9 protein-coding genes and 1 pseudogene are annotated in these 12,502 nt (G+C 62.8%); 2 read left to right on the top strand and 8 right to left on the bottom strand.

The window, feature by feature from the left end; all coding sequences use genetic code 11:
• Positions 1-58: 58 nt before the first annotated feature.
• The 3 genes and pseudogenes from typA to HMPREF2630_RS08940 all read right to left on the bottom strand — a co-directional run.
• Entirely contained in the window at positions 59-1,969 is a 1,911-nt protein-coding gene (gene typA / locus HMPREF2630_RS05355; RefSeq protein WP_049343880.1) for a translational GTPase TypA, read from the bottom strand.
• A 203-nt stretch (positions 1,970-2,172) separates the two neighbouring features.
• Positions 2,173-3,183, bottom strand: a complete 1,011-nt coding sequence (locus HMPREF2630_RS05350; protein ID WP_070484051.1) for an NAD(+) diphosphatase — start codon at positions 3,181-3,183, stop codon at positions 2,173-2,175.
• A 54-nt stretch (positions 3,184-3,237) separates the two neighbouring features.
• A pseudogene (locus HMPREF2630_RS08940) lies at positions 3,238-3,693 on the bottom strand (acyltransferase family protein); the annotation flags it as partial.
• A gap of 318 nt (positions 3,694-4,011) precedes the next feature.
• Here HMPREF2630_RS08940 and pgi point away from each other — a divergent pair.
• The gene (gene pgi / locus HMPREF2630_RS05345; protein WP_070483741.1) at positions 4,012-5,688 is read left to right on the top strand and encodes a glucose-6-phosphate isomerase; all 1,677 of its coding nucleotides are present in this window, start codon (positions 4,012-4,014) and stop codon (positions 5,686-5,688) included.
• 125 nt (positions 5,689-5,813) lie between these two features.
• Here pgi and HMPREF2630_RS05340 read toward each other — a convergent pair whose 3' ends face one another.
• The 3 genes from HMPREF2630_RS05340 to HMPREF2630_RS05330 form a co-directional block, all read right to left on the bottom strand.
• On the bottom strand, positions 5,814-6,518 hold the full coding sequence (locus tag HMPREF2630_RS05340; RefSeq protein ID WP_070483739.1) for a pyroglutamyl-peptidase I: 705 nt from the start codon (positions 6,516-6,518) through the stop codon (positions 5,814-5,816).
• A 6-nt stretch (positions 6,519-6,524) separates the two neighbouring features.
• On the bottom strand, positions 6,525-7,115 hold the full coding sequence (locus tag HMPREF2630_RS05335; protein ID WP_049332063.1) for an LOG family protein: 591 nt from the start codon (positions 7,113-7,115) through the stop codon (positions 6,525-6,527).
• Between the two features lie 157 nt (positions 7,116-7,272).
• Positions 7,273-7,803 (bottom strand): NUDIX hydrolase, encoded by a 531-nt coding sequence (locus HMPREF2630_RS05330; RefSeq protein WP_083298891.1) that lies wholly within the window; start codon positions 7,801-7,803, stop codon positions 7,273-7,275.
• Between the two features lie 254 nt (positions 7,804-8,057).
• Here HMPREF2630_RS05330 and HMPREF2630_RS05325 point away from each other — a divergent pair, with 254 nt between their 5' ends.
• Positions 8,058-9,866 (top strand): hypothetical protein, encoded by a 1,809-nt coding sequence (locus HMPREF2630_RS05325; protein ID WP_246822756.1) that lies wholly within the window; start codon positions 8,058-8,060, stop codon positions 9,864-9,866.
• A 140-nt stretch (positions 9,867-10,006) separates the two neighbouring features.
• Here the strand turns inward: HMPREF2630_RS05325 and HMPREF2630_RS05320 are convergent, their stop codons facing one another.
• The gene (locus HMPREF2630_RS05320) at positions 10,007-11,500 is read right to left on the bottom strand and encodes an amino acid permease (protein ID WP_070483735.1); all 1,494 of its coding nucleotides are present in this window, start codon (positions 11,498-11,500) and stop codon (positions 10,007-10,009) included.
• Between the two features lie 310 nt (positions 11,501-11,810).
• Positions 11,811-12,308 carry an OsmC family protein gene (locus HMPREF2630_RS05315; RefSeq protein WP_210389015.1) on the bottom strand — a complete coding sequence of 166 codons (498 nt, stop codon included), beginning with the start codon at positions 12,306-12,308 and terminating at the stop codon, positions 11,811-11,813.
• Positions 12,309-12,502: the final 194 nt, after the last annotated feature.

Raw genomic sequence — 12,502 nt, 5'->3', positions numbered from 1 at the left:
GGAAGATGGCGGCGGCTCTTTGAAACGCTACGGCCCGATGGTCGTACCGTCAGCGCAATTAGTTGGCGCGGGCGCGGCGGCGGAACTCGCGCACACGCTCGTTGGAGTCAAGGATGACCTTGCGGATACGGATGGCCTCGGGGGTCACCTCAACGCACTCGTCCTCGCGGGCGAATTCGAGGGACTCCTCCAGGGTCAGCTTCTTCGGCGGGGTCAGGTTTTCGAAGTTGTCCGCGGTCGAAGAACGCATGTTGGTCAGCTTCTTTTCCTTGGTGATGTTCACTTCCATGTCGTCGGCACGGGAGTTCATACCCACGATCATGCCCTCGTACACCTCGGAGGTGGGCTCCACGAAGAAGGTGCCGCGCTCCTGCAGGTTGATCATCGCGTAGGGGGTCACCACGCCGGCGCGGTCAGCAATCAGCGAACCGTTGGTGCGGTACTCAATCTCGCCGGCCCAGGGCTCGGGATCAATCGAGTACGAGGAGGAAATGCCGGCACCGCGGGTCTCGGTCAGGAACTGGGTGCGGAATCCAATCAGGCCACGGGCGGGAACGGCGAACTCCATACGGACCCAACCGGTACCGTGGTTTGCCATGTTCTCCATGCGGCCCTTACGAGACGCCATCAGCTGGGTGACGGCGCCCAGGTACTCCTCGGGCACGTCAATAATCATGTGTTCCATGGGCTCGTACACCTTGCCGTCGATGGTCTTGGTGACCACCTGGGGCTTACCCACGGTCAGCTCGAAGCCCTCGCGGCGCATCTGCTCCACAAGGATTGCCAGGGCGAGCTCGCCACGGCCCTGAACCTCCCAGGCGTCCGGACGCTGGGTGGGCAGAACCTTGATGGACACGTTACCGATGAGCTCGCGGTCCAGGCGGTCCTTCACCTGACGTGCGGTGACCTTTGCGCCCTTGACGCGGCCGGCCAGCGGGGAGGTATTGATACCGATGGTCATGGAGATCGCGGGGTCGTCCACCTTGATTAGCGGCAGGGGCTTGGGGTTCTCGGCGTCGGTCAGGGTCTCACCGATGGTGATGTCCTCGATACCCGCAACCGCGACAATCTCGCCGGGGCCGGCGGACTCGGCGGGAACGCGGTCCAGCGCCTTGGTGGCCAGCAGCTCGGAGATGCGGACGTTCTTGATCTCGCCGTCGTGGCGTGCCCAGGCGACGGTCTGGCCCTTCTTCAGGGTGCCGTTGAAGATACGGACCAGTGCCAGACGGCCCAGGAACGGGGAGGAGTCCAGGTTGGTCACGTGTGCCTGCAGAACCTCGTTGGGGTCGTAGGTGGGGGCGGGCACGTGCTCGATGATGGTCTTGAACAGCGGCTCGAGGTCGTCGTTGTCGGGCAGCTGGCCGTCTGCGGGCTGGTTCAGGGAAGCGGCGCCGGCCTTACCGGATGCGTACACGACCGGAACGTTCAGCACAGCGTCCAGGTCCAGGTCGGGGACCTCCTCGGCCAGGTCGGAGGCCAGGCCCAGCAACAGGTCCATGGACTCGCTCACGACCTCGTCGATACGGGAGTCGGGACGGTCCACCTTGTTGACCACGAGGATCACGGGAAGCTTGGCGGCCAGTGCCTTACGCAGCACGAAGCGGGTCTGGGGCAGCGGGCCCTCGGAGGCGTCCACAAGCAACACAACGCCGTCAACCATGGACAGGCCGCGTTCCACCTCGCCACCGAAGTCGGCGTGGCCGGGGGTGTCGACCACGTTGATGGTGATGGTCTCGCCGTTAGCAGAGGGGCCGTTGTAGAACACAGTGGTGTTCTTCGCCAGAATGGTAATGCCCTTTTCGCGTTCGAGGTCGCCGGAGTCCATGACTCGGTCTTCAACATCTGCGTGGTCAGAGAAGGCGTGGGTCTGCTGCAGCATCGCGTCGACGATGGTGGTCTTACCGTGGTCAACGTGTGCCACGATGGCCACATTACGAAGGTCGGGGCGCGAAGCGGTGTTTTCAGACATGCGTAAAGTTTCTCGCTTAAATCTAGGGGATAGTCCTGCCAACGGCTGATGCGCTCCGGGCGCGGGGGTGCAGGAGGCAATCCTCAGCTGGAGAAACCTGCCTTGTTCGCTTCTGCCGACTGTACCTTCGGGTGTGAAACTCCGCTGTATGCGGGCACGGCAAAAGGGACCCCCCTCCGTTGGGCTTAGCTACCAGTGTAGCACTAGGGCTTTTCGGCGAGCCAGTCATCCAGCATACGACGGGCCACGGCGTTGGTGCCGGGCAGCTCAAGCTTGGCGGGGTCGTCCTGCCCGCTATTGCCGCGTTCCTCCGAGATGGCGATCGCCTCGCGCAGCTGCTCGGCGGTAAACCAGCGGGCGGCTCGAATTTCACCGTCGTGGTGAACGATGGGCTCGTTCTCGTCCACGGTCACCCGGTAGCAGATCATGAGCGAGCGCGGGAAGGGCCACACATCGCTCATGCGGTACTCGCTGCGTTCCGCGCGCAGGCCGGTCTCTTCGTAGACCTCGCGGGCGATGGCCTCCTCGAGGTTTTCGCCCGGGTCGACGAACCCGGCGATGAGTGCGAAACGGTTGGGGTGCCACTGGCGGTTATTGGCCAGGAGCACGCGCTCGCCGTCGCGGCTCATGACCAGGCCCATGACGGCCGGTTCGATGCGGGGAAAGACCATTTCGCCGGATGCGGTGCGGCGGATTCCCTTGCGGCCGATGGGGGCTTCTTCACCGGTGTAGGCGGAGTACCGCATTTCGATGAGGTAGTCGCGGCGGGCCAGGGCAGCGGCGTAGCGGGCGCGGCCGAGCGGGTCGCGGTGCACCGGGTAGTAGCGGAAGCCGCTGGAGGAGGCCTGCACGGGTCCCTCCTGACTGTTCGGTTCGGCGGCGTTGAGTTCTGCGGCGACGGCCTGAAGCGCGTCGTCCTCGCAGTAGAGGGCGTGCACCTCTGCCGTCGGGGTGCCCGCCGCCGGAGCAGCCGTTGCGGGTGCGTGCTCATCGCGCGCGCCTTCCCTCGCGTTGAACCCGGGGATGAGGTCGGGCTCTAGAACGGGGTTCGGTCGGAGTACGGTGCGGCCCAGCACGGCACCTTCTTCGGCCAGGGTGCGGGGCAGGACGCGCACGTAGTGCACGGTGCCGTCCGGGTTGGTCAGGGTTTCACCTGACCGGGAGACGACGAGGTAGAGGGACTGGTCGGATGCGGTCTGGGCTGATTCATGCATAGTCCCAATGCTACTCCGTCTCGTAACGCTCCCCCCGCCCTGCTCGCCCGGGAAGGACTGCGCATCCACGGCGCGGGCGCTCCAGGCGGTCGGCGAGAGCACCAGGAGGCTACCGGCGAGGGTCAGCAGAATCACGACCGAAGCTGCGGGTAGCAGACGGGTGAACACGTGGGTCCAGTAGTTGAGGAGATTGAGGGGCTTACCCTCGTTGATCTTCCGCATGAAGGAGAGCGAGAGCAGGAATGTGGAAATGAACAGGAAGACGTCCACACCGCCGGAAACCTTGCCCACCCAGACGTGGTAAAACACGACGAGGAGCACTGCAAAAGCACGCAGCCCCTGGATTTCGGGGCGGAAACCGCGGCTTTCCAGGAAAGACTCGTAGGGAGGGTTCTGGCCGTTTTTGGGCACACGAACCCCCTGGTTAAAAGCTATGTTGTGTTGTCCTGAGCGTTGTGTTTGAGAGTAGAAAATCGTTCCCTGCCCCAAAAGTTGTACCGGGCGGGGCATCTCACAAAGTGCCAGGGAACGCATTGAGGGAGTGATCCTCGAGGTGTTTCTGCATCCCAGGCATTATTCAGCCTAGTGTAAGGTTTTTTTCAAGCAAAAGTTCAAGGTTTGTAGGGTATCTCCTATTTTCTTGAGGTATATCCGTCCATCCCCTAGATATGCCTCTGACAAGCCAAACCATTCTTTTCAACCTCTACAGATTGCCTACCGAGGTGCAAACGGGCTCACCGGGTGTCCATTTTCGATTTTTTCGCTGTATCGTCCCACATCACCCTCGAAAGAGGTGACAGCGGCTCCCGAAAATAAGAGAATGGAAGCATGACTACTTCTATTGACCCCACGACCACCTCTGCCTGGTCGGCTCTGTCCGCTCACCACAAGGCTCTCACCCCGAACCTGCGCGAGTGGTTTGCCGCCGACCCCGCCCGTGCCGAGAAGTTCAGCTTCACCGCTGACGAACTGCACGTTGACCTTTCCAAGAACCTGATTACCTCCGAGACCGTTGAGCTGCTGCTCAAGCTCGCCGAAGAGGTCAAGCTGGAGCAGGCTCGCGAGGCCATGTTCTCCGGTGAGCACATTAACGTCACCGAGGACCGCGCCGTGCTGCACACCGCCCTGCGCCGCCCCGAGGGTTACACCCCCGCGCTGACCGTTGATGGCCAGGACGTAGACGCCGATGTGCACGCCGTACTGAAGAAGATTTACGCCTTCGCCGATCGCGTGCGCAACGGCGAGTGGACCGGTGTGACCGGCAAGCGCATCGAGACCGTCGTGAACATCGGTATCGGTGGCTCCGACCTGGGCCCGGTCATGGTGTACGAGGCTCTCAAGCCCTACGCCGATGCAGGCATCACCGCCCGCTTCATCTCCAACATTGACCCGACCGACGTGGCCGAGAAGGTCTCCGACCTGGATCCCGAGACCACCCTGTTCATTGTCGCCTCCAAGACCTTCGGTACCCTGGAGACCCTGACCAACGCCCGCGTGGCCCGCGAGTGGCTCATCTCCTCCCTGCGTGAAGCTGGCGCTCTGGACGGTAAGGAAGCATCCGAGGCCGTGGCAAAGCACTTCGTGGCTGTCTCCACCGCGCTCGATAAGGTTGCCGCATTCGGCATCGACCCCGAGAACGCTTTCGGCTTCTGGGACTGGGTTGGCGGCCGCTACTCCGTGGACTCCGCCATCGGCACCTCCCTGGCTATCGTGCTGGGCCCGAAGGTCTTCGCTGACTTCCTCGCTGGCTTCCACGCTATGGATGAGCACTTCCGCACCGCTCCCTTCGAGAAGAACGTCCCCGTTCTGATGGGTCTGCTGAACATCTGGAACGTGAACTTCCTGGGTGCAGAGACCCACGCGGTTCTGCCCTATGACCAGTACCTGCACCGTTTCCCCGCATACCTGCAGCAGCTGACCATGGAGTCCAACGGCAAGTCCGTTCGCGCAGACGGTTCCTTCGTCAACTACGCAACCGGTGAAGTGTTCTGGGGCGAGCCCGGCACCAACGGCCAGCACGCCTTCTACCAGCTGATTCACCAGGGCACCCGCCTGATTCCCGCGGACTTCCTGGCCTTCGCCAACCCGGTCCACCCGACCAAGGACGGCGAGCAGGACGTTCACGAGCTGTTCCTGGCTAACTTCTTCGCACAGTCTCAGGCTCTCGCCTTCGGCAAGACCGAGGAAGAGGTTCGTGCAGAGGGCACCGCAGAGCACGTGGTCAACGCACGTATCTTCAGCGGTAACCGCCCCTCCACCTCCATCATGGCACCGCGCCTGACCCCGCGTGTTCTGGGCTCCCTGATTGCCCTGTACGAGCACATCACCTTCGTTCAGGGTGTTGTTTGGGGCATCGATTCCTTCGACCAGTGGGGTGTTGAGCTGGGCAAGAAGCTGGCCCTGGACCTGGTTCCCGCTATCGAGGGTGACCGCGAGGTTCTGGAGCGTCAGGATTCTTCGACCGCTTCGCTGATTGACTACTACCTGAAGAACCGCACCAAGTAGTAGCTCAAACTTACGCTCGAGGGTTTTAGAACCTGCGGGCGTAGGATACACAAACCGCCGGATAGTCTCCCAGTTGGGAGGCTATCCGGCGGTTTTGTTGTATCTTCTAGCTCAATACCGTGTTGCTAGTCCACCGCGGGCAGGGTGTCCGAGGCAATCTCGGCGATAATGCGCACCACGGTGGATTCGGGCAGCTGCGGGATGCCCTGCTCGTCACGCACCACGCCACCGGCGTCGCGGTGGGCGGTCATCTCAACGCCCTCGGTCGCCTCTTCGCCGTCGGCATCCTCTTCACCATCAGCACAGATTGCGGGCACGTGCACGAATCCGGCGGGGATACTCAGCCCCAGTTCGCGGCTGATGCGCTGGCCCTCGTAGAACACGTGGTTGCACACGTAGGTTCCGGCGGTGTACGAGATCTCGACGGGTTCCCCCGCCGCACGCAGACGCTCAAAGCTGGCGCGCACCGGCAGGGAGGAGAAGTACGCCTCCCGGCCGTCCGGAACAATCGGCTCGTCGCAGCGTCGGTCGCCGTCGTTATCTTCAATACCGGCGGAGTCCAGGTTGATAGCGACCTGCTCGAGGCTCACCACATCGCGGCCGACCGCTACGCCCAGGCTGATGAGCGCATCGGGCTGCACCTCCTGCAGGGCGGCGCGCAGTGCGGCGCTGGATCCGTCGTAGCTGACGGGCAGCTCGCGGGCCACGACGCGCAGGTCCGGGCGGGCGGTATTCAGCGCCCGCACGGCGCCTTCTGCGAGCGCTACGGTGGGGTTCACGGGCACGCCGGGGAACGGTCCGAAGTAGGTCAGTAGCAGGGTATTGGCCATGGCAGTTTAGCTTTCTGCGTTGGTCTTTGTGGCGGCGCGGCGCTCTAGGTCCTTGGCGAGTGCATCCAGCAGCTCCTCGGGAGTGGTCGCGATAATGAGTTCGTCCAGGTAGCGCTCGTTCAGCAGGCCGGTGGAGGCCATGTAGTGCATCGCGTCGATGAGCTTATCCCAGTAGCCGCTCACGTTCAGCAGCGCAACCGGCTTGGAGTGGATGTCGAGGAACTGCCAGCTGAACACCTCGAAGAACTCTTCCAGGGTGCCGGGGCCGCCGGGCATGGCGACGAAAGCGTCGGCCTTCTCGATCATGGCGATTTTGCGCTGGTGCATGGTGTCCACAATGTCGAGGGTGGTCTGGCCGGGGTAGACGCCCTCCAGACCGACCAGCTTGTGGGTGACCACGCCGTAGACCACGCCGCCGGCATCCAGGGTCGCGCCCGCGACGGTGCCCATCAGGCCGGTGCGGCCGCCGCCGTAGACCACGCCAATATTGTTCCGGGCGCAGAGGGTGCCGAGCTCGCGGGCGCGCTCGGTGAAGAGCGGGTCGTTGCCGGAGCGTGCGCCGCAGTAGACGGCGAGGTTGTAGTCAGTCTTCTTCATGGTTCTCCTTGGGTTGTGCAGCGGGTGCGCGGCGTTGCGCCCCGCCTTCTATGGGTTGTCTGTTGTTGAGGGTACCGGACGTACCTGTGTACCTCATGTGTGCAGGGTAGCCCTGTGGATAAAACGGGGGCTCTAGGCCGCCGGGTCCACCGATACGCTAGCCCCGCGGAACCGGAGTGGCCGCCAGCAGCGGGAAAATCTGCTCGGTATTCAGCGGTGCCTGCGCGGCGATATCTGAAGGGCGGGCCATGGCGGGATCGACCCAGCGCAGCTCGGCAATTTCGGCCTGCGGCACCAGCGTAGCCAGCTGCTCGTACTGCTCGTCGGTGGGGGCGTACTCGAAGGTTTCGGCGCGCACCGTAAAGCCGGACTCGTTGAGCGCGGCGGCCTCCAGGGTGCCGAGGTAGCGCATCCGGACGGGGTCGGGGGTGAGCCCGATTTCTTCGTTCACTTCACGGCAGGCGGTCTGTAGCGGGGTCTCCCCCGGTTCGGGTTTGCCGCCGGGCATCATGAACCCGTCGCTGCCCTGCTTGCGCACGGTGAGTACGAGCCCGTCCCGGTTGCGGATTGCTACAGCGCACACGTTCACGACGCGGTGCACGCTGTCGATGGCACTGTGCTCAGTAGCGCTGCGTTCGGCGGGCTGGGCTGCTTCTACTCGGTTCTGCGGGTTCTTCTGCGTGGGCATCTTTCTACCCTAGCATTTCTGTATCCTCCACCCGGCGCTGTGCGTGTTTGTCTTATTCATCCGCCCTATTGTGCGCCCTGCAGGCGTTGGTTTTATGTAATATTTCGGCGAGTTATCTTATGTCCGGTTCATGCGTTTAGGTGCGTGTTACGGTGTAATTAACCGCGATGTCGCGGTACCGTATACGCACTCGACTTGGCGCGATACAGGAAGAGTGCGGATCACTCAATCACCCATGTAGAAGGAACTTCATGATGGCTAACTCTTCTCGTGCCCGCCGCTACGGTAGCGCCGGCGCTTCTGTTCTTCTTGCCGCATCCTTGAGCCTGGGCGCTCTGCCTTCTGTTGCAGCGGCTAATACCCCGAATCCGGATAACCCGCCGGTTATTACGGTCTACAACTACAAGGTTGAGACCAATACCCGTGAGCTGAAGACCGCCCTGCGTCTGAACAAGATTACGTTCAAGGCGACGAATCTGCCCGCGAAAACTACTGCTTTTTCTCCGGCTTTGCATGAGGCAAACCATAGGGGTTTCCCGTTTCTGAACCCGATTCAGACGGTGCGCGTTGCGGGCCCGTTCAAGGATGGCACGGCGACTGCGACCCATTACGTTCCCGGTAGCCTGATTGACCCGGCGAAGAACTACAGCTTCGTCGCTAATATCGCCGTTGATGGTTATTATTCGGGCGGCCAGGTGCTGCGCATGGACGTTGTGAAGGATAGCGCCGCACCGGTTCTGCACGTGGATTCGCCGCGCCTGAACACCAAGGGTGAGACTGTGTTGAAGGTGCGCGGTACCGGCTACACCGGTGAGGCGACCCCGCACGGTGTGCGCGTGGTGGTGTCTGATACGAGCGTGTGGGTTCCCGGTCGTTTTCCTCAGACGGGTATGCGCTTCGTGGCTGAGGTGACCGTACCTGCTTCGCAGATTCACAACGGTGCTTTTGAGACGGAGGTGAAGGTCCCGGCGGATGTTGCGGCGACGCTGAATACCTCTCACAAGTACATTGCGGGCACTATGGCAGCTGGCGTTCAGGGTGCTGAGTACGGCTCGTTTGATGCTCAGAAGCCTCTTGAGCTTTTCGCGCAGGAGCCTGTGGTGTCTGCGGTTCCGACTTATGCTCCGACGGTGGCTCCTCTGCCGGAAGCAACCATCGGTGTAAACCCCACTGACGCACCGACCGTGGCGCCCCTTCCCGAGGCAACCATTGGTGTAAACCCGACGGACGCGCCCACCGTAGCGCCCCTGCCTGAAGCAACCGTGGGCGTGAACCCGACCGACGCACCGACCGTGGCGCCCCTGCCTGAAGCAACCATTGGCGTTAACCCGACCTATGCGCCGACCGTGGCGCCCCTGCCTGAAGCAACTATCGGTGTGAACCCGACCGACGCACCGACCGTGGCTCCTCTGCCCGAGGCAACCGTGGGCGTGAACCCGACCGACGCGCCCACCGTAGCGCCCCTGCCGGAAGCAACCGTGGGCGTGAACCCCACCGACGCACCCACCGTGGCGCCCCTGCCGGAAGCAACCGTTGGCGTGAACCCCACTGATGCGCCCACCGTGGCGCCCCTGCCCGAGGCAACCGTGGGTGTGAACCCCACGGACGCGCCGACCGTAGCTCCTCTGCCCGAGGCAACCGTTGGCGTGAACCCCACCGACGCACCGACCGTAGCGCCCCTGCCCGAGGCAACCGTGGGTGTAAACCCCACTGACGCACCGACGGTTCCTGCGCTGCCGGAAGCACCGGTTGCCGATAAGACCCCCAACGCTGACAAGCTGGAGGACGCAACCGTGGCGCATCCCAAGAGTAAGCCAGCTCAGAGCAAGCCCGCTCAGGAGGCTCCGGTGACCGCCGCCCGCTCGGCTATGGACACTCCGACTAAGGACGGCCCGGCAAAGGACAGCCCCGCTAAGGATCATCTGGCTCAGGAGAGCAGCCCCAAGAAGGCTACCCTGGCGAACACCGGTGCATCCAGCGTTGGCGTGATTGTTGGCATTGGCATTGTCGCGATTTGTGCGGGTCTGGGTTTGAGCGTTCTGCGCTCGCGCCGCAGCGCCTAAGAGCTGCAGGGCTTACAGCCTAGCTCACCCGTCCGGAATAAACTGCAGATAGCAAAGAGCCGCCGGCTCCCCTCGGTCAGGGGGGAACCGGCGGCTCTTCACGTATCAGCTAATTCAATCAGCTGGCGCAATCGTTCGCGTTACTTCGAAGCCTTAACCTCGAGGCCGCTCACGTCCATTTCCTCCAGCGGAATCAGGCGGTCACGGGTCACGATGCGGTGGCCCAGCCACACGGCCGCCACGACGGGCAGGCCAATGTAGGAGCTCAGAACGCCAAACCAGTCGCCGCTGATGATGGCCTCGTAGTTCTGGCCGCCAATCACGACCAGGCACATGAGGAACGCAATGATCGGGCCCACGGGGAAGAACGGCGCCACGTACGGCAGCTCCTTGAGGCTGTGGCCCTGCTTCAGGTAGGCGCGGCGGAAGCGGTAGTGCGCCACGGCGATGCCCACCCAGGTGATGAAGCCCGCCAGACCCGACACGTTCACGAGCCACAGGTACGCACCATCCGGCGAGAGCAGCGCGGCGATGAAGCCGACCGCGCCGATAGCTGCGGTAGCCAGCAGCGCGTTCATGGGCACGCCGCCGGAGTTGATGCGGGTGAACATCTTCGGTGCCTTGCCCTCCTGCGCCAGGGAAAAGAGCATACGAGCCGAGACATACAGGCCGGAGTTACCCGCCGAAAGCACGGCGGAGAGAATCACGGCGTTCATGACGGCCGCCGCGAAGGCGATGCCTGCGCGCTCAAAGATGAGGGTGAACGGGGAGATGTTCACGTTGCCGTCCGCTGCGGTCAGCAGGTTCGGGTCGGTGTAGGGAATCAGGAAGCCGATGACGACCATCGCGCCGATGTAGAAGAGCATGATGCGCCAGAACACGCTGGTGAGCGCGCGGGGCACGTCGCGGCGGGGGTTCTTGGACTCACCCGCTGCCACACCGATCATCTCGGTGCCCTGGAAGGAGAAGCCTGCCACCATGAAGATGGCCAGGACGGCGGGGGCACCGCCCACGAAGGGTGCCTCGCCCACGGTCCAGTTGGAAACGCCCGGGGAGCTACCGCCCAGGATGCCGAAAATCATGGCGATACCGGCGATGAGGAAGACGACCACGGTGACGACCTTGACGGTGGCCAGCCAGAACTCGCTCTCACCGTAGGAGCGTGCCGAGAGGGCGTTGATACCGGTCAGTAGCACGAGGAATCCTGCCGCCCACACCCAGGAGGGCACGTCCGGCAACCAGTACCTCATCACCTCACCGACCGCGACGAGCTCGGCGGCCACGGTAATCGCCCAGTTGAACCAGTAGTTCCAGCCCATGGCGAAGCCGAAGGACGGGGACACGTAGCGCGCGGCGTAGGTCTGGAAGGCTCCGGGCACGGGCAGGTGCGCGGCCATCTCGCCGAGGGATTGCATAAGGAAGAGCACCATGACACCGATGAGGGCGTAGGCGAGGATTGCGCCGCCGGGGCCCGCGGTGGAGATGGTCTTACCGGAGGCGACGAAGAGGCCGGTGCCGATTGCGCCGCCGATTGCGATCATCTGCATGTGTCGGGCGGAGAGGCCTCGCTTCAGTTCACCCTCTGCGGGGGTGGCTTCCGATGCAGTGCCGGAAGTCTCTGTAGGCTGTGCCATGTCAGGTCTTCTTTCTGAGGCTATTGCTTCGTGCGTTTGCTAGGGGGATTGTGTGCTGTCCAGTCTATCCCTGCCGTCGATGCGGCTGCCGAAGGTTTGTGCCTGGGTCAAGAAATTCTTCAATCTTAAGGATTTCTTACGTACCGTAAGTTTTCCTAATCTGAGGGTCAATCCTACCCGCTTTCCGGGCTCTTTTCCACCCCAAACCCACAAAAACACAGAAAAACCCTCCCGCACCGCTCCATCACGAGCGGCACGGGAGGGCCTCAAGTCAGGCTATCTCTCCGGGCGTTTAGTCCGTCTAGCCTTTCTAGTTCGCCAGGTTGTGGAACGAAACCTTCGTGGGGTGCTCCACGGTGCGGGAGACGGTGCAGTCCTTCTGCTCGCTGAGCTGAATCAGGCGGTCCACCATCTTCTGGGCCTTGGCGCCCTGCTCATCCTCGGGGAATCGCACATCAAAGTCCACCTCAACGTCGTCGAGGCGCACCGCGCCGTCCTCGGTCTGCTTCAGCGCCGAGGCGAGCACCTCGAATACCTCGGGGGTGGAGCGGCGGGAGGTGCCCGCGTCCACGTCCACGGAGGAGCAGCCGGCAATCGCGGCGAGCAGCAGCTCGACGGGGGTCAGCAGACCCTCGCCCACACCGAAGTCGAGGGTTGCGCCGTTGGCACCGTAGGCACGGTAGCGCAAGCGGTCGATGCGCTCAATCTTGGTCTGGCGGTAGTTGTCGAGTTCGCGGCGTTCCTGCTGGCGCGAGTACACCTTCTTCTGCTCTTCAGCAGTCTGCACGCTGTTGTTCTGTTCAGCCATTGAGGTTCCTTTCGGGTTGTCTGCACGGTCGCTAGGTTATTCAGCACCGCGTTGTTTAGCGTCATTCACTATAAGCGTGTTTCTCATTATTTTATTCCCGGACTCTTTTTCTCGTCGGTCAACCGCTTGCTCCTATACACTGGAAAGCCGCGGCGGGCGTTATCTTTGCCCGTCTGCAGGCAGACGAGGCATTT

Origin of the sequence: Rothia sp. HMSC072B03 (assembly GCF_001809565.1) — a bacterium.
Classification (GTDB): domain Bacteria; phylum Actinomycetota; class Actinomycetes; order Actinomycetales; family Micrococcaceae; genus Rothia; species Rothia mucilaginosa_A.
The sequence above is the reverse complement of the archived record's forward strand: the minus strand, read 5'-3'. Positions and strand labels throughout refer to the sequence as shown.

Excerpts from the sequence above, each read along its gene's own strand:
- HMPREF2630_RS05325 (WP_246822756.1), top strand. The coding sequence starts at position 8,058 with ATGGCTAACTCTTCTCGTGCCCGCCGCTACGGTAGCGCCGGCGCTTCT.
- HMPREF2630_RS05320 (WP_070483735.1), bottom strand. The coding sequence starts at position 11,500 with ATGGCACAGCCTACAGAGACTTCCGGCACTGCATCGGAAGCCACCCCC.
- HMPREF2630_RS05330 (WP_083298891.1), bottom strand. The coding sequence starts at position 7,803 with ATGCCCACGCAGAAGAACCCGCAGAACCGAGTAGAAGCAGCCCAGCCC.
- HMPREF2630_RS05350 (WP_070484051.1), bottom strand. The coding sequence starts at position 3,183 with ATGCATGAATCAGCCCAGACCGCATCCGACCAGTCCCTCTACCTCGTC.
- typA (WP_049343880.1), bottom strand. The coding sequence starts at position 1,969 with ATGTCTGAAAACACCGCTTCGCGCCCCGACCTTCGTAATGTGGCCATC.
- HMPREF2630_RS05315 (WP_210389015.1), bottom strand. The coding sequence starts at position 12,308 with ATGGCTGAACAGAACAACAGCGTGCAGACTGCTGAAGAGCAGAAGAAG.
- pgi (WP_070483741.1), top strand. The coding sequence starts at position 4,012 with ATGACTACTTCTATTGACCCCACGACCACCTCTGCCTGGTCGGCTCTG.
- HMPREF2630_RS05340 (WP_070483739.1), bottom strand. The coding sequence starts at position 6,518 with ATGGCCAATACCCTGCTACTGACCTACTTCGGACCGTTCCCCGGCGTG.
- HMPREF2630_RS05335 (WP_049332063.1), bottom strand. The coding sequence starts at position 7,115 with ATGAAGAAGACTGACTACAACCTCGCCGTCTACTGCGGCGCACGCTCC.